The 25341-nt window shown below is 75.3% G+C and carries 17 protein-coding genes; 9 read left to right on the forward strand and 8 right to left on the reverse strand.

Annotation, left to right across the window (positions count from 1 at the left end; genetic code table 11):
• Position 1: 1 nt before the first annotated feature.
• A complete protein-coding gene (locus ACWEOZ_RS31750; protein ID WP_451914345.1) occupies positions 2 to 400 on the reverse strand; it encodes an ATP-binding protein in 399 nt (132 codons plus the stop codon).
• Positions 401 to 457: 57 nt separating this feature from the next.
• Complete coding sequence (locus ACWEOZ_RS31755; RefSeq protein WP_451914346.1) at positions 458 to 1684, reverse strand: glycosyltransferase; 1227 nt, start codon at positions 1682 to 1684, stop codon at positions 458 to 460.
• Positions 1685 to 1779: 95 nt separating this feature from the next.
• On the opposite strand from ACWEOZ_RS31755, the gene ACWEOZ_RS31760 reads away from it, so the two are divergent.
• Positions 1780 to 3201, forward strand: a complete 1422-nt coding sequence (locus ACWEOZ_RS31760; RefSeq protein ID WP_451914347.1) for a sugar porter family MFS transporter — start codon at positions 1780 to 1782, stop codon at positions 3199 to 3201.
• Between the two features lie 25 nt (positions 3202 to 3226).
• Positions 3227 to 4573 carry a DNA polymerase IV gene (locus ACWEOZ_RS31765; RefSeq protein WP_451914348.1) on the forward strand — a complete coding sequence of 449 codons (1347 nt, stop codon included), beginning with the start codon at positions 3227 to 3229 and terminating at the stop codon, positions 4571 to 4573.
• Positions 4574 to 4579: 6 nt separating this feature from the next.
• On the opposite strand, the gene ACWEOZ_RS31770 is transcribed toward ACWEOZ_RS31765, so the two are convergent.
• Positions 4580 to 7798, reverse strand: coding sequence for a BTAD domain-containing putative transcriptional regulator (locus tag ACWEOZ_RS31770; RefSeq protein ID WP_451914349.1), 3219 nt, complete (start codon positions 7796 to 7798; stop codon positions 4580 to 4582).
• Positions 7799 to 7929: 131 nt separating this feature from the next.
• On the opposite strand from ACWEOZ_RS31770, the gene ACWEOZ_RS31775 reads away from it, so the two are divergent.
• The 3 genes from ACWEOZ_RS31775 (at position 7930) to ACWEOZ_RS31785 (ending at position 11516) form a co-directional block, all read left to right on the forward strand.
• Positions 7930 to 9120, forward strand: a complete 1191-nt coding sequence (locus ACWEOZ_RS31775) for an SGNH/GDSL hydrolase family protein (RefSeq protein WP_451914350.1) — start codon at positions 7930 to 7932, stop codon at positions 9118 to 9120.
• Positions 9117 to 10661 (forward strand): FAD-dependent monooxygenase, encoded by a 1545-nt coding sequence (locus tag ACWEOZ_RS31780; RefSeq protein ID WP_451914351.1) that lies wholly within the window; start codon positions 9117 to 9119, stop codon positions 10659 to 10661. The genes ACWEOZ_RS31775 and ACWEOZ_RS31780 overlap by 4 nt, the downstream gene beginning before the upstream one ends.
• Before the next feature lie 66 nt (positions 10662 to 10727).
• Positions 10728 to 11516: an SAM-dependent methyltransferase gene (locus ACWEOZ_RS31785; protein WP_451914352.1), complete on the forward strand. Its 789-nt coding sequence runs from the start codon at positions 10728 to 10730 to the stop codon at positions 11514 to 11516.
• Positions 11517 to 11527: 11 nt separating this feature from the next.
• Here the strand turns inward: ACWEOZ_RS31785 and ACWEOZ_RS31790 are convergent, their stop codons facing one another.
• From ACWEOZ_RS31790 to ACWEOZ_RS31810, 5 genes are all read right to left on the reverse strand, one after another.
• A complete protein-coding gene (locus tag ACWEOZ_RS31790) occupies positions 11528 to 12283 on the reverse strand; it encodes a cellulose binding domain-containing protein (protein ID WP_451914353.1) in 756 nt (251 codons plus the stop codon).
• Between the two features lie 69 nt (positions 12284 to 12352).
• Entirely contained in the window at positions 12353 to 12721 is a 369-nt protein-coding gene (locus ACWEOZ_RS31795) for a DUF742 domain-containing protein (protein WP_451914354.1), read from the reverse strand.
• On the reverse strand, positions 12718 to 14424 hold the full coding sequence (locus ACWEOZ_RS31800) for a sensor histidine kinase (protein ID WP_451914355.1): 1707 nt from the start codon (positions 14422 to 14424) through the stop codon (positions 12718 to 12720). Before ACWEOZ_RS31800 ends, ACWEOZ_RS31795 begins: the two co-directional genes overlap by 4 nt.
• Entirely contained in the window at positions 14421 to 16916 is a 2496-nt protein-coding gene (locus ACWEOZ_RS31805; RefSeq protein ID WP_451914356.1) for a LuxR C-terminal-related transcriptional regulator, read from the reverse strand. Before ACWEOZ_RS31805 ends, ACWEOZ_RS31800 begins: the two co-directional genes overlap by 4 nt.
• 8 nt (positions 16917 to 16924) lie before the next feature.
• A complete protein-coding gene (locus ACWEOZ_RS31810) occupies positions 16925 to 18091 on the reverse strand; it encodes a hypothetical protein (RefSeq protein ID WP_451914357.1) in 1167 nt (388 codons plus the stop codon).
• Between the two features lie 301 nt (positions 18092 to 18392).
• Here ACWEOZ_RS31810 and ACWEOZ_RS31815 point away from each other — a divergent pair, with 301 nt between their 5' ends.
• The 4 genes from ACWEOZ_RS31815 to ACWEOZ_RS31830 all read left to right on the forward strand — a co-directional run bounded on the left by ACWEOZ_RS31815 (position 18393) and on the right by ACWEOZ_RS31830 (position 25340).
• Positions 18393 to 19280: an IniB N-terminal domain-containing protein gene (locus ACWEOZ_RS31815; protein WP_451914358.1), complete on the forward strand. Its 888-nt coding sequence runs from the start codon at positions 18393 to 18395 to the stop codon at positions 19278 to 19280.
• Between the two features lie 75 nt (positions 19281 to 19355).
• Positions 19356 to 21296: a dynamin family protein gene (locus tag ACWEOZ_RS31820; RefSeq protein WP_451914359.1), complete on the forward strand. Its 1941-nt coding sequence runs from the start codon at positions 19356 to 19358 to the stop codon at positions 21294 to 21296.
• The gene (locus ACWEOZ_RS31825; protein WP_451914360.1) at positions 21293 to 22762 is read left to right on the forward strand and encodes a hypothetical protein; all 1470 of its coding nucleotides are present in this window, start codon (positions 21293 to 21295) and stop codon (positions 22760 to 22762) included. Before ACWEOZ_RS31820 ends, ACWEOZ_RS31825 begins: the two co-directional genes overlap by 4 nt.
• A gap of 76 nt (positions 22763 to 22838) precedes the next feature.
• Positions 22839 to 25340: a hypothetical protein gene (locus ACWEOZ_RS31830; RefSeq protein WP_451914361.1), complete on the forward strand. Its 2502-nt coding sequence runs from the start codon at positions 22839 to 22841 to the stop codon at positions 25338 to 25340.
• The last annotated feature ends 1 nt before the right edge of the window (position 25341 follow it).

Consider the following 25341-nt stretch of genomic DNA (forward strand, 5'->3'; position numbering starts at 1 on the left):
GTCAGCGGGTCGCGGCGGCGGTGCCGGTCTGGTCGGTCAGCGGCACCTCGGCCCAGACGACCTTGCCGTCGCCGCTGGGACGGGCTCCCCAGGCCCGCGCCAGCGCGCCGACCAGCAGCAACCCCCGTCCGCCGATGCGGCGAGGATCCGGCCCGTAGGCGCGCGGCAGCTCGGAGCTGGTGTCGCTGACCTCGATCCGGACGGCGTCGGCGCGCCGGTGCAGCAGCAGCTCGCCGCCGTCGCCGGTGTGCTGCACGACGTTCTCGACCAGCTCGGTGATCACCAGCAGGGTGTCGTCGACCAGCTCGGGCGTCTGCCACTGGCCGAGGACCCTCCGGGCGTACTGCCGCAGAGCCGCGTAGTCGGTGCGGTGAGCGAACGGCAGCCGCATCGGGTCCATGACGACTTTCTACCCTCCGTGACGTCGATTACGCACATCGGGGGTCCGCACGGTCGGTCATGAATGCGACTCATGCTGGGCTTCGAGCCGCGTGACGAACGAGATCACGGCAGCGGCGCCGTCCTCGGCGCGGATTCGGCGGGCGAGCTCGGTGGCGCGTTCACGGTAGGCCGGGCGGGCCAGACAGGATCGCAGCGCGTCGGCCAGGGTCCCGGCGGTCAGCTCTCCCAGCGGCAGCGGCTGCGGCGCGACCCCGAGGCGGTGCAACCTGTCCGCCCAGAAGGGCTGGTCGACCAGGATGGGCACCGGGACCGCCGGCACTCCGGCCCGCAGCCCGGCCGCGGTGGTGCCCGCTCCGGCGTGGTGGACCACGGCCGCCGTACGCGGGAACAGCCAGTCGTGGGGCAGGTCGTCGACCACCAGAATGTCGTCTCCGGCGGGCCCGAGTCCGGCCCAGCCGGACTGGACGACAGCGCGCACGCCGGCCCGTCCGACGGCGGCCGCGACGATGTCGTGCAGGCGCTCGTGGTCCGGAGTCATGCTGCCGAATCCCACGAACACCGGCGGGGGACCGGCCTCGAGGAAGCTGGTCAGCAGGTCCGAGGGCTGCCACTGTCCGGCGCGGGCCGGCCACCAGTATCCGGTCACCTGCACCGCGGCCGGCCAGTCGGCCGGCCGGGGGACCACCGCCGGACTGAAGCCGTGGAAGATCGGCCAGTCGTCCGGTGGGCCTGCCCCGGCGACGGCGGGGAGATCGAGCCGCGCCCGCAGCCGCCGCAGGACGTCGGCATAGAGCGTCTCCGTCCGGGCGAGCACCTCCCGGCCCGCGGCGACGTTGTCAGCGGCCGTGCGGTCGCCGGCGGCCGGCCCGCCCGGCGGCGGGAACTCCCCGGTGGGGACGCCGGGCGCGAGATAGACGCCCGCGCTCGGAATGCCGAGGCCCGCGGCGACCAGCCGGCTCAGCGGGGCCGGCCCGAAAGCCGTCAGCAGCACGTCGGTGCCGGCACCCGCGGCGGACAGGACGCCCTCGCCCAGCTCGTCGAGGAACGCGGCGAAGACCGATTGTGCGGCCTCGGGGGAAGGAGCGGCCGTGCGGGCGCGGACGAGCTCGACCGGATCGCCGGGCAGGGACCGGTGCTCCAGCCCGCTCTCGCGGACAAGGCCGGCGAACCGGTCGTGAGCGGCCAGCGCCACCTGGTGGCCGGCCTGCCGCAGCCGTACGCCGAGACCGGTGAAGGGCGCGACATCGCCGCGCGATCCGGCCGTCACGATCAGTACCCGCATGCCGAGTCTCCTCCTCGCATCGATCATGTTAGTTCCGGTTTCCCCGGGGCACTGCCGGGCCACAGGCGAATCATGACTGCACCCGGAGGGCCCAGATGAGCCAGACCGATCAGAACGGGCCGGGGACGCAGCTGTCGCCGCCGAGGCGCGCGGACCGGCTCACGGGGTCGGTGGTCGTGGTCGCACTCGTCTCCGCCGTCTCGGGGCTGCTCTACGGCTACGACACCGGCATCATCTCCGGCGCCCTGCTGCAGATCGGCGAGGACTTCGGCATCGGCCACCTGTGGGAGCAGGTGATCGCCGCGTCGATCCTGGTCGGCGCCGTCATCGGCGCGCTGACCTGCAGCCGGCTGGCCGAACGCCGGGGCCGGCACGGCACGCTGCTGCTCATCGGCATCGTCTTCGTCGTCGGGTCGCTCGCCGCGTCGCTGTCACCCGATCCGGTGACGCTGTCGCTGAGCCGTCTGGTGCTGGGTTTCGCCGTCGGCGGCGCCACGCAGACCGCCCCGGTGTACGTCGCCGAGCTCGCGCCGACCGCCTACCGGGGCCGGCTGGTGCTGTTCTTCCAGATCGCGATCGGCGTCGGCATCGTCATCGCCACCGTCGTCGGCGCGACGCGGGTCATCGACTGGCGCGTCGCGATCGGCATGGCCGCCGTGCCCGCCGCGATCATGTTCGCCCTCATGCTGCGGCTGCCGGAGAGCCCGCGCTGGCTCGCCCGCGAAGGCCACCTCGACCGGGCGCGGGAGGCCCTCACGCGGGTCCGGCACCCCGACGCCGACCTGTCCGAGGAGATCCAGGAGATCAAGGACAACGTACGGGCCGAGAAGCAGGCCAGCACCCGCGGCTGGGCCGGGCTCCGGGCGGCGTGGGTGCGGCCGGCGCTCGTGGTCGGCTGCGGGCTGGCGATCTTCACCCAGCTGTCCGGCATCGAGATGATCGTCTACTACACGCCCACGATCCTCACCGACAACGGCTTCTCCGACTCCACGGCGCTGCGGGTCTCCGTCGCGCTGGGACTGACGTACCTGATCGCCCAGCTCGTCGGGCTGGTCATCATCGACCGGGTCGGCCGGCGGCGGCTGACCCTGCTGACCCTGCCCTGCTCCGCGGCCGCGCTCGTCGTGCTCGGCTGGTTCTTCGTCTCCGGCAACGACGGCAAGTCGATGATCCCGTGGATCGTCGCGACGCTGATCGCCTTCATGGCCTTCACCGCCGGTGGCATCCAGCTCATGGGCTGGCTGACCGGGTCGGAGATCTATCCGCTGGCCACCCGGGCGGCGGGGGCCGCGGCCCAGTCCGCGTCGCTGTGGGGCACCAACGTGCTGATCACTCTGACCCTGCTCAGCACGATGAAGGCGATCGGCACGGGACAGACCTTCTGGATGTACGCGGCGTTCAACGTCATCGCCTTCCTCTTCCTGTACCGCAAGATGCCCGAGCTGACCGGGCGCAGCCTCGAGCAGATCGAGGACCACCTGGCGAAGGGGAAGTTCAAGCCCGCCGACTTCGCCTGACCCCGGACCGGTCGACACTGGGAGGGTGAGACGCGAGCCGAGCATTCTGCATGTGGATCTCGACGCGATGTTCGCCGCGGTCGAGCAGCGCGACAAGGTGTCCCTGCGGGGCCGGCCGGTCATCGTCGGTGGTGTCGCCGGCCGCGGGGTGGTCGCGACCGCCTCCTACGAGGCCCGCGTGTACGGCGCCCGTTCGGCGATGCCCACCGCGGAGGCCCGGCGGCGGTGCCCGCCCGGTACGGCGTTCCTCGCGCCCCGCTTCGGCGCGTACCGCCGGACCAGCGAGGTGTTCATGGCGTTGCTGGCCGAGGTGTCGCCCGTGGTGGAGCAGGTCTCCATCGACGAGGCGTACGTCGATCTCGCCGCCGGTGACCACGACCTGTCCACCGCCGGGGTCACCGCGATCGCGCGGCGGCTCAAGACCGCGGTCGCCGAGGCGACCGGCGGGATCACCGGCTCGGTCGGGGCCGCCTCCTCCAAACTCCTCGCCAAGATCGGCTCCGACCTGCGCAAACCCGACGGGCTGCTGGTCGTCGCGGCCGGTGAGGAACGCGCGGTGCTGCACCCCTTGCCGGTCGGGCGGCTGCCGGGCGTCGGGCCCACGACCCAGGAACGACTGCGCCGCGCCCAGGTCCACACCGTCGGCCAGCTCGCCGCGGTGGCCCTGCCCGACCTGATCGAGTGGTTCGGACAGGCCCACGGCGCCGGGCTGTACCGGCTGGCCCGCGCCGACGACGACCGCGCCGTGGTGACCGAACGGGAGGTGAAGTCGGTGTCCGCCGAGGAGACCTTCGACGTCGACGTGGCCGACCGGGCCCGGCTGGTCCGGGAGCTGGACCTGCTCGCCGCCCGGGTCGGTGGCCGGTTGCGGGCCGGCGGGGTCTCCGGGCGGACCGTCACCGTCAAGATCCGCCACCACGACTTCACCACGATCACCCGGTCGCTGACCCGCGACCAGCCCACCGACGACCCCCGGCTGGTCGCCGAGCTGGCCCGGCGGCTGCTGGCCGACGTCGACACCGCGGCCGGCATCCGGCTCCTCGGGGTCGGGGTGACCACGCTGACCGACTTCGCGCAGGACGACCTGTTCAGCTCGTCCGCACCCGCGGGGCCCGACGTCGACGTGGCCGCCGAGGCACCGCCGGAGGTGGAGCCGCCCGTGCCCGCCGAGCCGGTGTCGGCGCAGTGGCGGCCGGGCCAGGACGTCCGGCACGACGAGCACGGACCGGGCTGGGTCTGGGGCAGCGGGCTGGGCCGGGTCACCGTCCGCTTCGAGGGTCCCACCACGCCGCCGGGACCCGTGCGGACCTTCGCCGTCGACGACCCGAAGCTGCAGCCGGCCGAGCCGCCGGACTGGACCGCACCCGCCTGAGGCCGGTCACCGGCCGAGCCGGCCCGGGTCGACGATGGTCACGGCCGTCTGTGCGTCCAGCTGCCAGCCCTTCTCGTACGCCGCCGCGAAGTCGTCGTCGCCCAGCGCGGCCCGGCCCCGGCTGGTCAGCGCGCGAACCCGCCGATCGGTGCGGTCGTGCGCGCCGCGCAACCGGGAAGCGGCGCCGAGCAGGACAGCCGACTCGTGAAGGTGCCCGTACGCCTCGGCCAGCGCGGCGGTGTGCACCGTGACCTGGGCCAGGATCGGCAGGTCGCCGGTTCGCCGCGCGGCCGCGTACGCCTGGGCCAGCGCCCGTTCCGCGCCGGCCCGGTCGCCGGCCAGCAGCAGCCCGGCGCGCACGCTGCCGACCATCGTGCGTGCGTGGTCACCGGGGAACGGGGAGTCGTCGCGCAGACCCCCGTCGGCCGCGTCGAGCAGCTCCCGCGCCCGGTCCGGGTCACCGAGCCGCAGCCGGAAGTCGGCCTCCCACGCGTCGACCAGGAACAGCAGCTCCGGTGCCCGGGCGCGGACAGCGCGCTCCCGGGCCGAGCCGATCGTCGCGAGCGCCGGGCCGGTGTCGCCACGGCGCAGGTGCAGGTCGATCCAGCGCAGGTCGAGGAACACCTCGTCGCCGAGGCCGAGCGAGCCGAACTCGCCGGCCAGTGACCGGGCCTCACGCAGGTCGGCCAGCGCGCCGTCGAGGTCGTCGTCGTACTGGCGCAGCTGGGCGCGCATCGGCAGCACGGCCGCCTGCCCCCAGCGGTCGCCGGCCTGCCGGAAGCAGGCCAGGGCCGCGGTGATGTCGGTGCGCACCTCGTCGAGCCGGCCCGCGTTCTCGGCGAACTCGGCCCGGAACATCCGGGCCAGCCCGGACAGCCACCCGTCGTCGCCGGCCGCCAGGCGCTCGATGAGCGCCAGCGCGGCCTGCTCCTCCCGCAGGAAGGCGAGGGCGAGGGCGGCCAGCGCGCCGGCCGGTCCGGGCAGTTCCGGGTACGCGAGCAGCCGGCCGGCCGGCCCGCGCAGCTGTACGGCGGTGTCCCCGGCTGTCGTCCCCGGCTGCGTGTCGAGCCGGTTGAACAGGTGGATCGCCTGGGCGCAGTCGCGTTCCGGCGTGGGGACGCCACCGGGCACCGCCAAGGCCTCACCCAGCCAGTGGGCGGCGTCGGGGCGCCGGCCCAGCATGTGCCAGTACCAGGTCAGGTGCAGAGCCAGAGTCACCGCGCCCAGGCTGTCGCCGATGTCGCAGCGCCGGCTCAGGGCGGCCAGGGTGTTGTCGTACTCGGCGCTGATGAGCCGCAGGGCGGCCGGCTGGCCGGGCCCGCGCAGCTGCGGATCGGACCGGGCCAGCAGCGCGGCGAAGTGGTCGGCGGCCAGGTCGCGGGCGGTGCCGAGCTCGCCCGTCGCGGCCAGGCGGTCGATGCCGTACTCGCGCAGCGTCTCCAGCATGCGATAGCGGCCGGGCTCGGGCGCGAGCTGCAGCAGTGAACGGTCGACCAGGCCCGCCAGCAGCTCGGGAAGCTCGGCGGCGGGCACCGCGGTGCCGGCGCAGACCGCGGCGGCCGAGGCCGGCGTGACCCCGCCGGGCAGGATCGAGACGCGTTCGGCGACGGTGCGTTCGGCTTCGCTGAGCAGCTCCCAGCTCCAGGCGATGACCGCGCGCAGCGTGCGGTGCCGGGGGAGCGCGGACCGGCTCCCGGTGGACAGCAGCCGGAAGCGGTCGGTGAGCCCGGCGGTCAGCTGGGGCAGTGACAACGTCCGTAGCCGGGCCGCCGCCAGTTCCAGGGCCAGCGGCATCCCGTCCAGGCCGCGGACCAGCTGCACGACCTCGGCCAGCGTGGTCTCGTCGACGCCGAAGCCGGGGCGGACGGCCGTGGCCCGCTCGGTGAACAGGCGCACCGCCGCCGCCTGCCGTGCCGCCTCGACGCCGTCGTCCGCCGCGGGCAGGGTGAGCGGGCCGAGCGGCACCAGAGTCTCGCCGTCGATCGCGAGGGGTTCCCGGCTGGTGGCCAGCACCCGCAGCCCGGCGCAGCGGGCCAGCAGCGCCGCGAGCAGGTGTGCGACGGCGTCGACGAGGTGCTCGCAGTTGTCGACCAGCAGCAGGCTCTCCCGGCCGCCGAGCTGCTCGGCCAGCACCTCCAGCTCGTCGCCCTCGATCCGGGCACGGCCCTCGAACATCGCACCGCCGCGCAGCCCGGCCCCGGCCAGCACGGCGGCACCGACCTTGGCCGGTTCGGTGACCGAGGCGAGGTCGATGAGCCAGGCACCGTCGCGGAAGCCGGACTGGTGCCGGCGGGCGGCCTCGACGGCGAGGCGGGTCTTGCCGGCGCCGCCCGGCCCGAGCACGGTGACCAGCCGCCCGGCGGCGAGCAGCGTGCCGATCCGGGTGAGGTCCTCGTCGCGGCCGATGAAGCTGGTCAGCGGCGCGGGCAGGTTGCCCGGCCGGGGCCGGCCCGGGGCGGGGGCCGGGACGGGTGGCTCGGCCCGCAGCAGGCGCAGGTGGCGTTCGTGCAGGGCGGTGCCCGGGTCGGCGCCCAGGGTCCGGGCCAGAGCCTGCCGGGTCTGCTCGTACCGGGCGAGGGCGTCGCCCTGCCGGCCCTGCGCGGCGAGCGCGTCCATGAGCAGCGCGGCCGCCCGCTCGTCGACCGGTTGCTCGGCCAGCAGCGCGGTCAGCCGGGTGGCGGCCACATCGGCCCGGCCCAGCGTCAGCTCCGCCTCGGCCAGGTCGGCGAGGGCCTCGACCGAGATGTGGGCCAGCCGGGTCGCCGCTGCGGGGACTGCCGCGGCGACAGCGGCCGGCTCGGCGCCGGGACGGTCGCCCCACAGCGCCACGGCCTCGCCGAGCACGGCCGCCGCGGCGTGCGGGTCGCCGGCGCGCAGGCGGTCACGGCCCGCGGCGGCGAGCTGCTCGAACCGCAGCGCGTCGACGTCGGCCGGGTCCACGGCCAGCCGGTAGCCGCCCGCGACCTGCGCGAGGTCGCCGGCCGCGCCGACGATCCGGCGCAACCGCGAGACCAGGGCCTGCAGGGCGTGCGCGGCGCCGGCCGGTGGGTCCTCGGCCCAGATCGCGTCGACCAGGACGCGGGGCTCGACCGGTCGCCCGCCGGCGAGCGCCAGCCGGGCCACCAGAGCTTGCAGCCGCGCCCCCGCGACCGGCAGCGCGGCGTCACCGCGGACCAGCCGGAAGGCGCCGAGCAGCGCGACGCGAAGCCCCCCGCCCTCGTCCATCACCTGATCTTCGCGCGAGCACCGGGAAGTCCCCAAATCAGCGCGTGTGAGCGCCGTGTGCGCGCGGTGTGAGCGCCCGGCCGCAGTCTCGGTCCCGGACAGATCACCACCACGAACGACGGAGGCACCGGATGAGCCAGATGAATGCCGCGGACCAGGGCTGGGTCCGGACCTGGAGCGCCTCGCCCCAGGCCCCCGACGCGTCGGTCTCGGCCCTCGAGCCCTTCGCCGACGCCACTTTGCGCCAGGTCGTGCGGCTCAGCGGCGGCGGGCGGCGGGTGCGCGTCCGCTTCACCAACGAGTACGGAACCACCCCGCTGACCATCGGCGCGGCACGGCTGGGCCGGGCGGTTCCCGGCGGGGCGATCGAGCCGGGCAGCGACCGTGAGCTGACCTTCGCCGGGCGGCCGGGCGCCGACGTCCCGGCGGGCGCCCCGATCCTCAGCGATCCGGTGGACCTGCCCCTGGCGGCCCACTCCCCGCTGTCCATCAGCCTGTATCTCCCCGGCCGGGTGGAGACCTGCACCAGCCACGGCTCGGATCTGGACAGCGGCTGGTCCATCCCCGGTGACGCCGTGGCCGCCCCCGCCCTGCCCGGCACCGCCGTGCCGCTGCCGGCGCAGGGCCTCATCTCGGCGGTGGAGGTGCTACCCGACGGCCCGGCCACGGCCGTCGTGACGCTCGGCGACTCCCTCACCGACGGCGCCGGCTCGACCCCCGGCACCGGCCACCGGTGGCCGGACCTGCTGGCCGGGCGTCTCGCCGGGCGGGACGAGCCCGCGGTGCACGTCTGCAACCAGGGCATCAGCGGCAACCGGGTGCTCCACGACGGCTTCGGCGCCTCGGCCCTGGCCCGCTTCGACCGGGACGTGCTGGCGACGCCGGGCCTCGGGCACGTGGTGGTGCTCGAGGGCTCGAACGACATCGCGATCTCCTTCGCCCCGCGCGACGACGGGCCGATGGCCGAGTTCCTGGACATGTTCCCCGGCGCGCCGGTGACCGCGGAGGACCTCATCGCCGGCTACCGCCAGCTCGTCGCCCGGGCGCACAGCCACGGCGTCAAGGTCTACGGCGCGACGCTCACGCCGTACGGGGGCTCGGATGTCTTCTCCGCGGCGGGGGAGAGCGCGCGGCAGGCGGTCAACGCCTGGATCCGTACCGGTGGTGGTTTTGACGCCGTGCTGGACTTCGACGCCGTCTGGCGGGATCCCGCCGATCCGGCCCGGCTCCGGGACGAGTTCGACGCGGGCGACCACCTGCACGGCAACGACGCCGGCTACCGGGCCCTGGCGGAGTCCGTCGACCTGGCGCTGTTCGCATGAGGCGCGCGGTGCACGACGTCGTGATCGCGGGTGCCGGCCCGGTCGGTCTGTTCCTGGCGTGCGAGCTCGGCCTCGCGGGCTGCTCGGTCCTGGTGCTGGAACGGGACCCGGAGTCCCACTCGCCGTGGAAGGCGATGCCCCTGGGTATGCGGGGCCTGTCCGTCACGTCGGTCGAGGCCTTCTATCGCCGCGGAATGCTGCCAGCGCTGCTGTCGGCGTCGGGGGTGCACGACGATCCCGGTGCCGACCCGGATGCGGACGAGCCGCCGCCGCCGCGCGGGGTGGGCCACTTCGCCGGCATGATGCTCGACCCGGCCAAGGTGGACGCCGCCGCCCTGCCGTTCCGGCTGCCCGGCCCGGCGATGCAGGGCGTCATGACCAGCCTGGAGGCGGTCGGGACGGTGCTGGCCGAGCGGGCCGCCGAGCTCGGCGTGGAGATCAGGCGCGGCGTCCCGGTCTCCGCCGTCACCCAGGACGCGGACGGTGTGCTCGTCCGGGCCGGCGACCAGGAGTACGCGGCCCGCTGGCTCGTCGGCTGCGACGGCGGACGCAGCACCGTACGCGGCCTCGCGGGCTTCGACTTCGTCGGCACCGAGCCGCAGTTCACCGGCTACCTCATGCTCGCCACCGTGGCCGACCCCGAACTGCTGGGTCCCGGCTTCAACCTGACCCCGACCGGCATGTACCTGCGGATGGCCGTGCCGGGGCACCTCGGCATGATGGACTTCGACGGCGGCGCGTTCGATCGTTCCCGGCCGCCGACCCGCGAGCATCTGCAGGCGGTGCTGCGCCGGGTCTCCGGCACCGAGGTGACGGTGAGCGACGTGCAGTTCGCCTCCACCTTCACCGACCGGGCGATGCAGGCGACGACCTACCGCCGGGGACGGGTCCTGCTCGCCGGCGACGCCGCGCACATCCACTCGCCGCTGGGGGCGCAGGGCCTCAACCTCGGTCTCGGCGATGCCCTGAACCTGGGGTGGAAGCTCGCCGCGACCGTGCACGGGCACGCGCCGGACGGGCTGCTCGACACGTACACCCGTGAGCGCCACCCGATCGGCGCCGCGGCCCTGGACTGGACCCGGGTCCAGGCGGCGGCCATGCGGCCGGACCCCCACAGCCAGGCGGTCCAGGCACTGATCCGCGACCTGATCGGGACCCGGGACGTGACGACCTACGTGTACGGCAAGCTGTCGGGCTCGGCCGTCCGGTACGACCTCGGCAGCGATCAGCCCCTGGTCGGCCGCGACGCCCCGGAGTTCCGGCTCCGGGACGGCACCCGCCTCGGCGACCTGCTGCGCGACGGCCACGGCGTGGTGCTCGACTTCAGCCCCGGCCGATCCCTGGCCGGGCCGGCGGACCGCTGGCGGAGCCGGCTGCGCTATGCGGCCGGGCCCGCGCGCAACGATCTCGGCCTGGGTGCCGTGCTCGTGCGGCCGGACGGCACCGTCGCCTGGGTGGGTGACCGTGACCCCGGCCGGGAGGCGTTCGAGCGGGCCGCGACCCGCTGGTTCGGGACACCGCCCGGCGGAGCCGCGCGGTAGCGTGGACGCGGCCGTCTAGGCTGGCCCGGACCTGTGACCTGTACCGTCCGATTCGGAGAGTGGCACGTGGCGAGCGACGAGCAAGAGCACCCCAGACTGGACACTTCCGTTCCCCAGACCGCCCGGATCTGGAACTACCTGCTGGGCGGCAAGGACAACTTCGCCGTGGACCGGGCGGTCGGCGACCAGATCCTCGTCGGCCAGCCCGCCCTGGCCGAGAACGCCCGGCTCAGCCGCGCGTTCCTGGCCCGGGCGGTGCGCTACCTGGCCGGCGAGGCGGGGGTGCGCCAGTTCCTCGACATCGGCACGGGCCTGCCCACCGCCAACAACACCCACGAGGTGGCCCAGTCGGTGGCCCCCGACAGCCGCATCGTCTACGTCGACAACGATCCGCTGGTGCTCGCGCACGCCCGGGCCCTGCTCACCAGCAAGCCCGAGGGCGTCACCAGCTACATCGACGCCGATATGCACGACATGGGCCTGGTGCTGCGGGAGGCGGCCAAGACGCTGGACCTCTCCCAGCCGGTCGCGATCCTGTTCATGGGCGTGCTCGGCCACGTCGAGGACGACGCCGAGGCGCAGGCCATGGTCAGCCAGGCGCTGGCGGCGGTGCCGTCGGGCAGCTACCTCGCCACGTACGACGGCACCGACATCAGCCCCGAGGTCGTCGAGGCGGCCCGGCTCTGGAACCAGTCCGCCGCGCTGCCGTACCACCTGCGCAGCCCGGCCCGCCTGGCTCAGCTCTTCGACGGCCTGGAGCTGGTCGAGCCGGGCCTGGTCTCGGTCACCCGGTGGCGGCCGGAGATCGAGGCCCCCGAGATCGACCAGTACGGCGCGGTCGGCCGCAAGCCGTAAAGCCCCGGCGCTCAGTCCCCGCAGCGGTTGCCGTCGATGCGGCAGTCCTGCGGGGTCGCGTCGATCAGCGTCGCGCCGTGCACCTCGAAGGTCAGCTCGACCGAGCCGCCCGCCGGCACCCGGGAGGTCGCGGTGTCCGGCGTGAACGTCCACACCGAGCCGTCCTGCGCCGCGGTCGCGCCGCTGACCCCGGAGACCCGCAGCGTCGACCGGGGCAGCGTCACCGTCACGGTCCAGCCGTCCTTGGCGCTCGTCCCCGGGTTGGCCACTGTGACAGCCATCCGGTAGCCGAGCAGCCCGGCCGTGACCGACGACGTCCGGTACGACGCGGTCAGCGGCACCGGCGCGTTCTCGGTGATCGGCACCTTGGCCGGCGACGAGGGCGCCGGCCTGGTCGTCGCCGTCGTGGGACCGCTCCGGGCGCTGCTCGGCGTCGCGGTCGTGCCCTGCGCACCGGGAGTCGTCGTCACGGCGACGCTCGGCTGGGCCGGGCGGGACGCCAGGCCGGGCAGGGCGGCCGCCCGGCCGGGTGGCGGCGTGCCGCCGTCGGGCGCCCGCACCAGCATCACGACCAGCAGGGCGGTGCCGGCCAGCGCGGCCAGCACCCCGGCCAGCAGCAGATACCGGCCGACGCCGCGCCGCCCGCCGGCCTCGCGGACCTTGGGGGTCGGCGTCGCGCCGGAGTGCACGGCCGCGACGACCCGCAGCACAGCGTCCAGGAGCACCACGACCAGCGAGCGCCGCGGGCGCGTATCGGTCTCGTTCATCTCAAGCCTTCGTTGATCGGAAGCCGACAGTGTCCCGGAACGAGGGCCTCGCCAGGGGCCCGGCCCGCCTCACAACGAGCGCAGCCCACTGAGGAGCCGCTGGAGCACGGCGGGATTGGAGTCACGCCTGCCCTCGGCCGGCCCGCCGGTGCTGATGAGGCCGGCCGCGCGCAGCTCGCCGAGCAGCAACCGGGTCGGCCCGAGCGGCAGGCCCAGATGCACGGCCATCTCCGGCAGCGCGATCGGCCGCCGGGACAGCCGCAGCGCCGCCTGCTGGTCGGCCGACAGCCCGTCCGGGGCGGTGACGCCGGGAGCACAGTGGATCATCGTGCTGAGCTCGAAATCGTGCGGCACGGTGGACCGGCCGCCGACCCGGGCGTACAGGCGGACCAGGGGGCCGGCGTCCTCGTCGTACCACGCCTCGTCGGAGATCGTCACGACTGCATCACCGGCTCCAGGTCGTCGAGCGTCGGTTCGTCACCGGTCACCGGCTCTGCGGGGGCCGGGCTGATCAAGGCGGCCGGGACGGTCACCTCGGCGGCCAGGCCACCGTCGGCGCCGTTGTGCAGGTCCACCCCGATGCCGTGGCGGGCGGCGAACCGGCCCACCGCGTACAGGCCCCACCAGGTGCCACCGGCCGGCGGGTCCTCCTCGGCCAGCACCTGGGCCGCGGTGACCAGGTCGTCCGCGTCCATCCCGGGACCGACGTCGGTCACCGTCAGGTGGTAACCGGTCTCGTCGGCCGAGCCGGTCACCCGTACCCGGGTCTCGGCCGGCGCGAACATCGTCCCGTTCTCGATCAGCTCGGCCAGCAGGTGCATCAGGTCGGTGACCGCGGCCCCGGCCAGCAGGACCGGCTCGACCTGGGAGGTGGACACCCGGCCGTACTCGCTGATCTCGGACGCGGCTCCGCGCACCACCTCGCCGATCGGCACCGGCCTCCGCCAGCGGCGGGCCGGCGTGCCGCCGGCCAGCGTGATCGATTTCTCCAGGTTGCGGCGCATCCGGTTGGCCAGGTGGTCGGCCCGGAACAGCTCGCCCAGCGTCTCGTCGTCCGTCTCCCGCCGGGCCAGCGTGTCGAGCAGCCGCAACTGCCGGTGCAGCAGGCCCTGGTTGCGGCGTTCGAGGTCGCGCAGCAGCGGTTCGAGCCGGGAAGCCGAGTCCCCGGCCGCCCGGTCGGCGCCCGGCCGGCGTTCGCCGCCGGGCGTCGTGGCCCGGGTGAGCGACCGGCGCGCCACCAGGAGTACGGCGATGACCGCGATCAGCCCGACCCCGCCGACCACCCCCGCCCGCACCACGGTCACGACCGCATGCCCGGTGGCCGCGTCCGCCGCCGCCCGGACCCCGCTCGCCTGCAGCTCCCACAGCCCGGTGTTGACCTGGTTGTACGCCGCGGACCACTCCGATCCGCCACCGGTGCCCGCCAGCAGCCGGCTCTCGGCCGCGGCCAGCCGGGTGTCGGCGGCGAACTGCTGATACCGCGTCGCCGTGACGGCGGGCAGGTCACTGCCGGCCGCCGCGAGCAGGTTGCGCCGCGCGCCGGAAAGGGTGGACAGCCGTACCCGGTCGGCCTCGGTGAGCCCGCCCCGGCGCCCGGCCGTCGCGACCAGGTGGGCGTCCTCCTCGGCCAGCAACTCGCGGGAGCGGCTCAGCGCGGACAACCCGGCGGAGGACCCGGCCAGCTGGTCGGGGAAGACCGTCGGCGTCCGGACACCGGCCGGGTCGATCAGCGCGGTGTACGAGTCGACCGCCCGCTCACGCACCACCTGCCCCCCGTCCACCGAGGCCCGTACGGCCGGCAGCCGGTCGGCGCGGGCCAGCAGCTCGTCGGTCTGCCGGGTGGCGTCGGTGCCGGCCAGCCACGTGATCCAGCTGTCCCGGGCGGTCCGCAGCTCCTGCCGGCTCCGGTCGGTCCGGACCCGCTGGGCGGCCAGCTCCGGGCCCGTGGGCGAGTCACCGGCCGACAACCGGCGTTCCGCCTCCAGGGCGAGCACCAGCGTGCCGAGCGGCCGGCTCAGGTGGTTCGCGGTGAGCCGGGCCGACATCACCTGCACCGCCTCGGTGACGGCGGGCACGGCCGCTGCCGCCCAGAACGCGACCAGCAGCGCCAGGCCGGTGATCACCTTTGTCCGCGTGCTCATCGTTGTTCCCCCGTACCGATCAGGGCGCGCAGCCGGGTCAGCAGGGCCTGCCGGTCGGTGACCCCGAGACGTTGCCGGATGCGGGCCATGTGATGCTCCACGGTCTTGGCCGACAGGTAGAGCCGTTCGGCCACCTGCTTGTAGGTCAGTCCCTCCAGGACCAGGGCGGCGACCTCACGCTCGCGTTCGCTGAGCAGGTGCGGGCCGCCCTCGCCGGTCCGCGAGCGGTTACCCGCGGCCGGGGCCGACTCGTGCGGCCCGGCGATGCGTTCCTGCAGCGAGCGGGCGCAGTCGAGCAGCAGGGTCATCGCCTTGCGGTCGGCGGTGCGGATCGCCGCCTGGCCGACCAGCCGGGCGCCGTCCCCGGCCAGCCCGAGCCCGCTGAGCCCGCGGGCCGCGGCGACCACCGCGTCCGGCTCGGCCGTGTCGGTCAGGACGTCGACCCACTGTGCGGCGGCTGCCGCGACCGCCTCCGTGTACGGGCTGAACCCGCGCATGCCGGCCAGGGCCTGCGCGTGGCCGGTGGCCGCGGCGTGGTCCTCGACCAGAACCGCGGCGTGCAACCGGCTCCAGCGCAGCGGTGCGCTCCACAGGGGTGGATCGCCGAGCGCGGCCAGCAGCGAGTCGGCCTCGGCCAGCTGCCCGGCGACCCGATGCTGCTCACCGAGCCGGGCCGCGGCCACCGCGAGCTCGCCCAGCGGCAGCAGGGTGAACAGGTCGACCGGCTGGCCGATCAGTGCGTGACAGGCGTCCGGCCAGGCACTGCGCAGCCCGACCAGGTCGCTGGCCCGGCGGCTCGACCCGACCTGCAGGGCCGAGGCGAACAGGCGGTCGCGTCCGCGCCGCCCGGGCAGCAACGCCGCCCGCGCCTCGCCGATGCGCCCGCGCAGCAGCAGCGTCCAGGCCTGCAGCAGCCGGTGCCGGTCGGCCAGCAGGGCGCCACCGGTCGCCGCCTGGATCGCGCGGGCCAGCAGCGCGTCGGCGGTGTCCAGCTCGGCGCTGTGCAGGGCGATCGTCGCACCGAGCGCGGCCGGGCTGTCCGGCAGCAGCACCGCCGGCCCGGCCGGCTCGATCATGGTGGCCGCCTGCACCAGCGCGGACAGCGCCGCGGTCGGCGTGCCCCGGACCGATTCGGCCATGCCCCGGGCCATCAGCGCCGCGGTCGCGCTGAGCGAGGTCGGCGGCTCGCCGGTGGCCGAGGCGTCCAGGGCCTCGGCGTCGGCCGGCCGGCCGACACCGATCAGGGCGACCGCGCCGAAGCCGGCCGTGACGGTGGACGGCGACCACTGGTACAGGGCGGCGGCCTGGGCGGTCTGCCCGCGATGGGTGAGCACGGCCGCGGCGACGTACGCGGCCTCGGCGCGTTGCTCCGGCGTGCCCGCGGCCAGCGCCTGATCGGCCAGCCGGGAGGCCTCGTCGAGGTCCCCGGCCAGTGCTGTGGCCAGGGCCCGGCGGGCGGCGGTGGTGCGGCCCGCGCCGGCCGCCGCGGCGAACAACCGGGCGGCCAGCTCGGGGTCGTCGCCCAGTGCCTCCTCGCCGGCGGCCTCGTAGACCTTGCCGAGCCCGGTGCCGGCCGTACCGGGGACCAGGGCGCCCTTGCTGTCGCCGGCGTCGCCCAGCAGAGGCCGGACCAGCGGCAGGACCGGCCCGCCGCGTTCCAGCTGCAGCCCGGCCAGTCGCTGCCGCACGTCGATCCGGTGCCCGATCGGGCCGAGCGCGGCGATGGCCTGCCGGGCCAGCGGCACCAGCGTGCCGTCGGCGGCCAGCAACCCGGTGGCCCGGCCGGCGTCGACCAGCCCGGCGACGGTCTCGGCGTCCCGCTCGAGCAGCGCCGCGACCAGGTCGAAGGACAGTCCGGCGCCGGCCTCCACGGCCAGCAGCAAGGTGCGCAGGTCAGGGTCGAGCTCGTCCAGGTCGGCCGCGAACGCACTCAGCGCGGCGACCGGCACCCGGCGCGCGGCGGCGTCGGCCGGGGTGAGCGCGCCGGCCACCCGGGCCACGTGGCGCGGCACCCCACCGGTTCGTTCGGCCACGAAGGCCACCAGCTCGGGCGACGGGTCCGGGACGACCGCGGCCAGCCGGGAGCGGATCTCCCCGGCGGTCAGCGCGGGCAAGTGCACCGGGCGCCGCGCCCGGCGCAGTACATCGACCAGGGCCGGCAGACCGGCCGGGCGAGGCCACGGACGGTACGCGACGACGATGCGCGCCTCCGGCCGTTCCGCGTACGCCCGCAGCTCGTCCAGCCGGGCGGCGGGCAGACGGTGCGCGTCGTCGGCCAGCAGCACCTGGTCACCGGGGGCGTCGACGGGCCGCCACGGGGTGACGACCGTGACCCCGGCCCGCTGCCAGAGGCCGGCCAGTTCCCGCAGCAGCGCGGTCTTGCCGAAGCCGCCCGGCGCGCCGACCACGGTCTGCAACGGGGCGAACGGGTCGGCGGCGACCTCGGCGAGCAGGTCGGCGGCGGGGGAGCCGGCCACGGAACCGGTCAGCATCGGCGTGCTCATCGCCCGCCCGCCCGCACCGCGGCGACATCGACCGGCGGGCGCGAGGGCCGGTCCCGCGCCCCGGTGTCCCGGCTGATCTCCGGCCATGCCGTGGTCGTCAGACCGCCGGTCACACCCGGCTCCGCCACGCCCGGCATGCCCGCCACGCCCTCCGGCTGACCGCCTGCCGGCTCCCCGCCCGCCGGCCCACCGCCTGGCTGGTGACCGCCTGGCTGGTAAGCGCCAGGCCGCTGGGCGGCGATGGCGGCGCGCGGGGCTCCCGGCGGCGGGGCGGGCCGGCGCACCAGGGGCCGGACGGCGAGCGCGGCCCCGGCGGCCACCGTCATCGGCGGATCGGGATCGCGCAGGACCGGCACAGGGAAGGCCGCGGACAACAGATCGGACACATGTGGATATACGTCGTCGGAGCCCCCGGCGATCAGCACCGCGGCAAGATCACCTCGCGTGGCGCCGCAGCTGCTCACGGTGTGCACGGCCAGGTCCACCGTGGACCGGATGACCGCCCGGGCGTCGGCCGGGGTCGCGTCGCGCAGGTCGAAGCCGCTGACCTCGGCCATCTCCGCGCAGCCGAGCAGTTCCAGCCGGCCCGCGCCGTGCGCCACGACGACCGAGACCTCGCAGGTCGAGCCGCCGATCCGGTAGACCAGCAGCATCCCGCCGGCGGGCGGCACCCGGCCCGCCGCCTGGTGGGTCTCCACCACAGCCCGGGCCCGGGTGACCAGCGCCGTCTGGGCCAGGTCGGCCTCGCCGAGCGCCGAGTGCACCAGGTGCCGCCGGCCGTTGCCCCACACCGACGGGTACGCCAGGGCGATCCGCTCGGGCGGCTCGTCGAGCTGCTGCCACACCCGGTCGACCACCCAGCGGGCCATCGCGGCGACCAGGCCGTGGGCCGGGAAGTAGTCGTCGCCGAACAGCATCGGCAGGCTGTCGCCGACCCGGTGCAGATAGCCGCCCACGGAGGTCGCGGCCGGCGCCCGGCCGTGGTCGGCCGGCACGACGTCACCCTCCGGCGTCAGCACCAGCCCTGAGCTGACCGTGCGCGAGCGCAGGCCCAGCGTCACCGGCTGCGCCGGGCCCCAGCCTCCGGCGGCGCCGTCGGTGCGCCGGCAGACAGCGGCCTTGGTGGCGCCGGCGCCGATGTCGATCCCCAGGACGTAGGGCACGTCGTCACTCCTCCATCACCGACGGCCATTACTGCGGGTGTGACAGCGCGGTGGGCGTCATTCGGCCGGACAGGTCCACATGTTCGTACCAGAAGACCGCTCGGGGATCGTCCCCCAAAAAATCATGGCGGCGAATCCCCTAACCCCCTAACGCCCGGCCCCCGGGGAGCACCGGGCGGCCCGGACCGGTTGGGGGCACCAACCCCGATGCCCGGGCGGGCCGGCCTCCGTACGGTTTGCTGCGGTGCCGGACCCCGGCGCCGCCGACGCACGCCGCAAGCACGGTTCTTGAAGGAGCCTCATGGACTCGATCCCCACGTTGCAGGACTTCGTCCTCAACCTGATCTACGACCCGGCCGCCCGTTCGGCCTTCGAGCTCGACCCGGAGACCGCCCTGAACGCGGCCGGCCTGGCCGACGTCACCGCGGCCGACGTTCAGCAGGTGATCCCGCTGGTGGTCGACTCGGCCCCGGTCACCGGACTGTACGGCCTGGCCGGCGCCGACGACCTCACCACCGGGGTGGCCAACTTGGACGTGGCCGGCGCGGTGTCGCAGCTGCAGGCCATCACCTCGCAGGTGGCCGTCATGCCGGGCCAGGTGGCCGGCGATCTGAACGTCGCCAACACCCTGGCCGGCGTGAACGCCACGGTGCTCACCGTGGCCGGCGACGACGTGGTCGGCGGCTCGGTGCTGTCCGGCAACTCGCTCGGCCTGGTCGGGGTGGGCGGCGGCGTGACCTCGGCCGTGCCGGTCGGGGTCGGCGGGCTGTCCGCGGGCAACGACCCGGCCCTGCACCTGGACAACACTGTGGTGTCCCCGGTCGAGCACAGCGTGACCTCCATGGTCAGTGGCGTGGACCACGTGGCCCCCGGTGTCGACGCCGGACCGACCGGCATTCTGGACGGTGGCCTGGGCACGGTCACCAACCTGCCCGCATCGATCCCGCTGGATCACGTGCCGGACCTTGACGTCGCCGGGGTCGGCGGGGCAACCTCTTCGGTCGGGTCCCTGATCAAGCCGGATCTGGGCCACGTCCTGCCGCACGACCCGGTGCACAGCCTCGACAGCACCCTGACCGGCGTCGGTGGCGCCGCGCACGACGTCACCAGCGGCGTGCTGCACGGCGTGACCCACCCGGCCGAGGACAGCGACGCGTCGCACGACCTGCTGGGTGGGCTGCACCCGTAAAGTGCCCGCGGCGCCGGTCCGGGTCGGGCGACACGACCACGAGAGACTGGGCGGACACGAGTTGGGCGGCAGCGAATGACGCGATGGGAGGCCGGACCCACGGCCTATGCGGGTCCGGCCTCCCTCGTCCCGCAGAGCCCGGTCCCGGCCCGTACGGCCGAACCGGATCCGCTGCGGGCGGCCGGGGCCCTGTGGTGGCTCGACGTCCTCGACTCCACGATCCGTACGTGCGGCACGCACGGCCGGTCCGAGGTCGCCGAGTGGCTGTCCCGCCGGCGCGCGCAGCTGCTGCGACCGGAGTTGCGGGTGCTGGTCGTCGGGGCCGCCCACCAGGGCAAGAGCCAGCTTATCAACGCTCTGATCAATGCCGGGGTGTGCGCGGTCGACACCGCCGGGGGCACCACCGTGCCGGCCGTGGTGCGGCACGCCGAGTCGCCGGCCGCGCAGCTGATCCGCAGGGGCTCGCCGAGCGCCGAGTGGACGGCCGAGGTCGGCCTGCAGGACCGGGTCCCGCTGGGCCTGGAGGCGCTCGACAGCGCGATCGCCGAGGCGGCGGCCCGGTTCCCGGCCGGCACCCCGGTGCACGCCGACATCGCGGTGCCCCGTTCGCTGCTGGCCGGCGGCCTGGTGCTGATCGACACCCCGCCGCTGCCCGGGCTGCCCGCGTCGGCCGACCGCGCGGTGCGCACCGCCAGTGACCTGGCCACCAGCGCCGGCGCCGACCTGGTGCTCTACGCCTGTGAGGCGGGCCGCGAGCTCACCGACGCGGACCTGGCCGTGCTGCAGGACCTGGCCCGGTTCTTCCCCGGCCTGCTGGTGGTCTTCACCAAGACCGACTACGCGATCGACTGGCGGCGCAACCTCGCCGACAGCCGCAGCCGGCTGGCCCGGGCCGGGGTGCCCGCGGCCACCACCGCGGTCTCGGCCACCCTGCGGCTGCACGCGCTGCAGGCCGGCGACACGGCGCTCAACAACGAGTCCGGCTTCACCGACCTCATCGTCCACCTGCAGCAGATGGTGGCGGCCAAGCCCGACCGGCTGGCCCGCGACACGGTCAGCCGGCTGGGCCGGATCGCCCTGGAGGAGCTGGCCGGCCCGCTGCGCGACGAGCTGGCGGCCCAGCAGAACGCGGGCCTGCCGGACGCGGTGGCCCGCCTGCACACCACCCAGCGCCGCCTCGACGACCTGCGCAAGTGCGCCGTCCGCTGGCAGAACGCGCTGTCCGACGAGGTCGGCGACCTGATGTCGGACATCGAGCACGACCTGCGCGAACGCACCCGGGCGGTGCTGAGCGAGTCGGACGAGTTCTTCGCCACGGCCGACCCCGCCAAGGCCTGGGACGAGTTCGAGCCCTGGCTGCGGCAGTCCCTGGAGGACCTGACCGGGACCAGCATGACGTGGCTGGCCGAGCGCATCGAGTGGATGGCCCGCCGGGTCGCCGACCAGTTCCCGGCCGAGGCGGGTGAGGTGCTGCCGCCGTCCGCGCCGGTCTCGGCCGAGGGCCGGACCGACGGGGTGCCGGGCCTGGACGCGCCGCCGGTGGCCAGGTTCAGCCCCGGCCAGAAGCTGTTCATCGGCCTCCGCGGCTCCTACGGCGGTGTGATCATGTTCGGCCTGGCCACCAGCCTGGCCGGAATGTCGCTGATCAACCCGATCTCGATCGGCGGCGGCGCGCTCTTCGGCGGCAAGACGATCCGCGACGAGAGCAAGTCGCTGCTCAAGAAGCGGCAGGCCGAGGCCCGCAACGCGGTCCAGCGGCACGTCGACGACGTCTTCGTGGGCCTCAACAAAGAAGCGCGCGACACCGTACGCCGGGCCCAGCGCGCCCTGCGTGACCACTTCACGGCGGTCACCGAGGACCTGCAGGAGATCGTCATGGAGTCGCTGCGCAACGCCAAGGCGGCGGCCGATCAGGACGTCGCCGCCCGCGAGCAGCACGCCCGGCGGCTGCAGCAGGAGCTGGCCGTGCTGGTCCAGTTGCACTCCCAGGCCCGGGCGCTGGGCGGCCGCGGATGATCAGCGAGGAGGAGTTCGAGCAGCGCACCTACCGCCTGCTGAACGAGGCGGCACACGTCTACCGGGGCGATCAGCAGGCCGCCGCGCTGCTGCGCTCCACCCTCGACCGGCTGGCCGACCCGTTGCGGCTGGCCGTGACCGGACCGGCCCGGGCCGGCGTCTCGACCCTGGTCAGTGCGCTGATCGGGGAGGGTCTGGCGCCGGTCGAGCTGCCCGGCGAACAGCTCGCCAGTGTCACCTATCGGGACGGCACCCAGCCGCGGGCCTGGTGGCAGGACGAGCGCGGGACGCCGTACGAGATCCCGACGGTCCGCACCGCCCACGGCCTGCGGCTGGTCCCGGACGGCCGGCCCGCCGGGCGCCCGGACGGGGCGCGCCGCGCGGTCGTGGAATGGCCCAGCCGGGTCCTGCGCCGCACCGAGCTGATCGACACCCACCTGCCGCTGCCGCAGGTCCAGCAGACCGCCGACGCGGTCCTCTACGTGACGCCCCACCTGGGCGAGGCCGATCTGCAGACGCTGCAGGCGGCGCGGGGCATCCGCGGGCCCTCGGTGTTTCCGGTGCACACGATGATCGTGCTGTCCCGGGCCGACGCCACCGGCGGGGGCCGCCCCGACGCTCTGCTGACCGCCAAGCAGGCGGCCCGGCGCCGCCGTCGCGAGCCCCGGATCGGCGCGCTGTGCCAGGACGTCCTCGCCGTCTCACCGCTGATCGCGGCGGCCGCGCGAACCCTGCGCGACGACGAGTTCCGGGCGATCGCCACGATGGCCGCCCTGCCGCGGGCCTCGGCCGAGGCGCACCTGCTGTCCACCGACCGGTTCACCGCCGCCGACGCGCTGCGGCCGGTCACCGCCCAGCAGCGGGCCCAGTTGCTGCAGCGTTTCGGCCTCGGCGGCATCCGGCTGGCGATCACTCTGGTCCGGACCGGCTGCGACCACGCGGCTGTGCTCGGCGAGCGGCTGCAGGAGCACAGCGGTCTCAAGGACCTGCAGGCCTCGATCGCCGAGCTCTTCACGGCCCGCCGGGTCGCGCTGCGGGCCCGATCGGCGCTGACCATCCTGGACCGCCTGCTGCGCACCCAGCCGGTGCCGCCGGCCGTCCACCTGCTGGCCGAGCTCGAGCTGCTGCTCGCCGACGCGCACGAGTTCCGCGAACTGCGCCTGCTCGCGGCGCTGCGCGCGGGCCGGGTCAACCTGCCCCGCGAGCACGCGGTCGACGCCCGGCGGCTGCTCGGCGGCTCGGGCACCAGCCTGGGGGAGCGGCTGGGCATGTCCCCGGAGGCGACGGCCGAGGACACCTGGAGCGAGGCGCACGCCGCCGCCGAACGCTGGCGGGAGCAGGCGCACGGCCGCGACCTCGTCCCGGCCCAGCGCCGGGCCGCGGAGGTGGTCCTGCGCAGCTGCGACATGATCCTGGCCGGCCTGGACAGCATGGCCGCACCGGCCGGCCCGGCCACCTACGCCTGATCCGTGCACTTGCGCTCTTGAGCGCCCGGGGACACCGTGGGACCAGCGATCAGTGTCGATCCGCCGGGAGGTCCCCATGCGCCGCCTTCACGTCATCGTGTTCTCCCTGGTCGTCATGGTGTTCGCCGGCGCTCCACCGGCGGCCGCCGAGCAGTCCCGCGCCGGGCTCTCGGAGCAGCGACGCCTGGCCGCCCGGCGGTACGTGGCGACCGGCGACCGCGCCTACGAGGTCGGGGCCGAGGACGGCAGCTATCCGGCGACGGGCTGGCACATCCGCGGTGAGATGGGCGGCTTCTGGAGCCCGCCGATCAAGCTGCTCGACGGCCTGTGGTTCGCCGTCGACGGGCAATGGCTCAGCGCGACCCGGTTCACCAGCGGCACCGGCTTCGTCCGGATGGAACTGGCCGGTCCCGGCGGGTCGCGGATCCGGCGTACCGACGTGCTGCCCGACGGGGACCGGGCCGCGCTGGTCGGATTGACGTTCAGCGGGCCCGCGCGCCGGATCACGCTGGCGGTGGACGCGCATTCGGAGCTGCTTCCCGCGTACCCGTGGGGCTGGACGACGCCGGGCGCGCGGGCGGTCAACCTGAGCGACACCGGTGGCTTCGACGGGCGCAACCTGGTCTTCCGGGAGACGGCCACGGGCGAGCGCCCGCACGACTACGCCGCCGTGGTCGGCAGCTCCCTCACCCCGGACAGCCACGAGCTCGGCCCGGGCCACCGCGGCCCGCAGGAGCCCGCCGTCGTGTGCCCGGAGGCCGATCCGGCTCCGGCGCGCTGCGACGACGGCCCGTACGGCCGGGGCACCGGCGGCCGGCTCACCTACACGCTCGATGTGCCGCGCACCGGGCGCACGGTCTGGTTCACCGTGGCCGGCTCCGACAGCGGTGTCGCCGCGGCCACCGCCGAGTCGCGACGCGCGCTGCGGGCACCGGCCCAGGCCCTGGCCCGCAAGCTGGCCGACCGCGCCCGTGTCGCCGCGCGTACCCGGGTGGACCTGCCCGGCGACCGGCTGTTGCAGCGCAGTGTGGAGTGGTCCAAGCAGAACCTCGCCGACTCCGTGCAGGAGGCGCACGACCTGCGGGTGTTCGCCAGCCAGGAGGGGAGCCAGTTCCCGCCGCCGGCCGGCACCGTCGAGGTCGCCCGGTGGGTCGGCGCGGGCTGGCCGGACTACCCGTGGATCTTCGCCACCGACGCCGAGTACACCGCGTTCGCGTCGGTGGCGGCCGGGCAGTTCGAGCCGATCAAGGCGCACCTGCGGGCGCTGCGCGACATCAGCGGGATCGTCAACGGCCGGTCCGGCAAGGTGGTGCACGAGGTCACCCCGGACGGCCAGGTGTACTTCGGTGCCAACGACGATCCCGGCAACACCGACGAGAGCGCCAAGTTCCCCAGCACGGTCGCGCTGATCTGGCGGTGGACCGGCGACGACGCGTTCCGCGACGAGATGTACGACTTCGCGGTGCGCGCCATGCGGCACGTGACCGCCCTGGACGCCGACGCCGACGGCTGGCCCGAGGGCTCGGGCAACGTGGAGCGGCCCGGCATGGGACCGGAGAAGCTCGACGTGGCCGTCTACACCGTCCGCGGGCTGCGCGACCTGGCCGACCTGGCGACCGCGCGCGGCGACCGGGCCACCGCGAGCTGGGCGGCCACCCAGGCCCGGCGGCGCGAGCGGGCCTTCGAGCAGGCCTGGTGGTACGGCGGGGACGCCGACGCGTACGCAGACTCGCTGAGCGATCCCGGCGACGGCAAGGTGTTCCAGCGGCACTGGACCGGCCTGACCCCGATGGAGGCCGAGTCGCCCGCCGGGCCGCTCGCCGCCCCCGGCCACGCCCACGCCGCGCTCGCCCAGCGGGAACGGGAGTGTTACACCGGCGAGTTCGGCCTGTTCCACACCGGCAGCGGGCCGACGAGCGCACCGGGCGGCAACACCGGTCCGTCCTGCGACAGCGTGGTGTCGGGCGTGCCCGCCGAGCGGGCCACGTTCTCCCTCAACACCGCCGTCATGGCCGTCGCCGAGGGCAACTACGGCCGGCTGGGCCCGCAACGGCGCTACACCACCGGCAACGCCCGCATCCAGCTCGACCCGGCGGGCTGGGAGATGCCCGGCGCGATGCCGGAGGTGGCGCCGTCCCCGGACTTCGTGGCCAACATCGAGCGGGACTTCCTGAGCCGCTCCAGCGTGCTGCAGGCGTGGGGCGCGTACGGGGTGCTCTGGCCGGTCGTGCACCAGCAGCTCGGCGTCGACCCGGACGTGGGCCGCGGCCGGCTGTCGGTGGTGCCGGCGCTGCCGCCCGGCCAGGACCGCATCGCCGGGCACGACATCCGGCTCGGCCGCGGCTCCCTCGACGTGACCGTCACCCGCACCGCCGGCACCATCACCGTCTCGGTCCGGGCGGCGCTGCGGGCGAAGCTCACCCTCGGCGCGGTGCTGCCGGCGGGTGCGTCGGTGACGGGGGTACGGCTGGACGGCAGGCCCGCGGCACACCGGCAGCACAGCACCGCCCGCGGTACCGAGGTGCTGGTCGCCGCGGGTACGGGCGGACGGCACACCCTGGAGGTGGCGGTGCGCTGAC

It is taken from the genome of Actinoplanes sp. NPDC004185 (assembly GCF_053603475.1).

Excerpts from the sequence above, each read along its gene's own strand:
- ACWEOZ_RS31805 (WP_451914356.1), bottom strand. The coding sequence starts at position 16,916 with ATGCTGACCGGTTCCGTGGCCGGCTCCCCCGCCGCCGACCTGCTCGCC.
- ACWEOZ_RS31770 (WP_451914349.1), bottom strand. The coding sequence starts at position 7,798 with ATGGACGAGGGCGGGGGGCTTCGCGTCGCGCTGCTCGGCGCCTTCCGG.
- ACWEOZ_RS31830 (WP_451914361.1), top strand. The coding sequence starts at position 22,839 with ATGCGCCGCCTTCACGTCATCGTGTTCTCCCTGGTCGTCATGGTGTTC.
- ACWEOZ_RS31775 (WP_451914350.1), top strand. The coding sequence starts at position 7,930 with ATGAGCCAGATGAATGCCGCGGACCAGGGCTGGGTCCGGACCTGGAGC.
- ACWEOZ_RS31820 (WP_451914359.1), top strand. The coding sequence starts at position 19,356 with ATGACGCGATGGGAGGCCGGACCCACGGCCTATGCGGGTCCGGCCTCC.
- ACWEOZ_RS31750 (WP_451914345.1), bottom strand. The coding sequence starts at position 400 with ATGGACCCGATGCGGCTGCCGTTCGCTCACCGCACCGACTACGCGGCT.
- ACWEOZ_RS31815 (WP_451914358.1), top strand. The coding sequence starts at position 18,393 with ATGGACTCGATCCCCACGTTGCAGGACTTCGTCCTCAACCTGATCTAC.
- ACWEOZ_RS31825 (WP_451914360.1), top strand. The coding sequence starts at position 21,293 with ATGATCAGCGAGGAGGAGTTCGAGCAGCGCACCTACCGCCTGCTGAAC.
- ACWEOZ_RS31790 (WP_451914353.1), bottom strand. The coding sequence starts at position 12,283 with ATGAACGAGACCGATACGCGCCCGCGGCGCTCGCTGGTCGTGGTGCTC.
- ACWEOZ_RS31760 (WP_451914347.1), top strand. The coding sequence starts at position 1,780 with ATGAGCCAGACCGATCAGAACGGGCCGGGGACGCAGCTGTCGCCGCCG.
- ACWEOZ_RS31780 (WP_451914351.1), top strand. The coding sequence starts at position 9,117 with ATGAGGCGCGCGGTGCACGACGTCGTGATCGCGGGTGCCGGCCCGGTC.
- ACWEOZ_RS31755 (WP_451914346.1), bottom strand. The coding sequence starts at position 1,684 with ATGCGGGTACTGATCGTGACGGCCGGATCGCGCGGCGATGTCGCGCCC.
- ACWEOZ_RS31800 (WP_451914355.1), bottom strand. The coding sequence starts at position 14,424 with ATGAGCACGCGGACAAAGGTGATCACCGGCCTGGCGCTGCTGGTCGCG.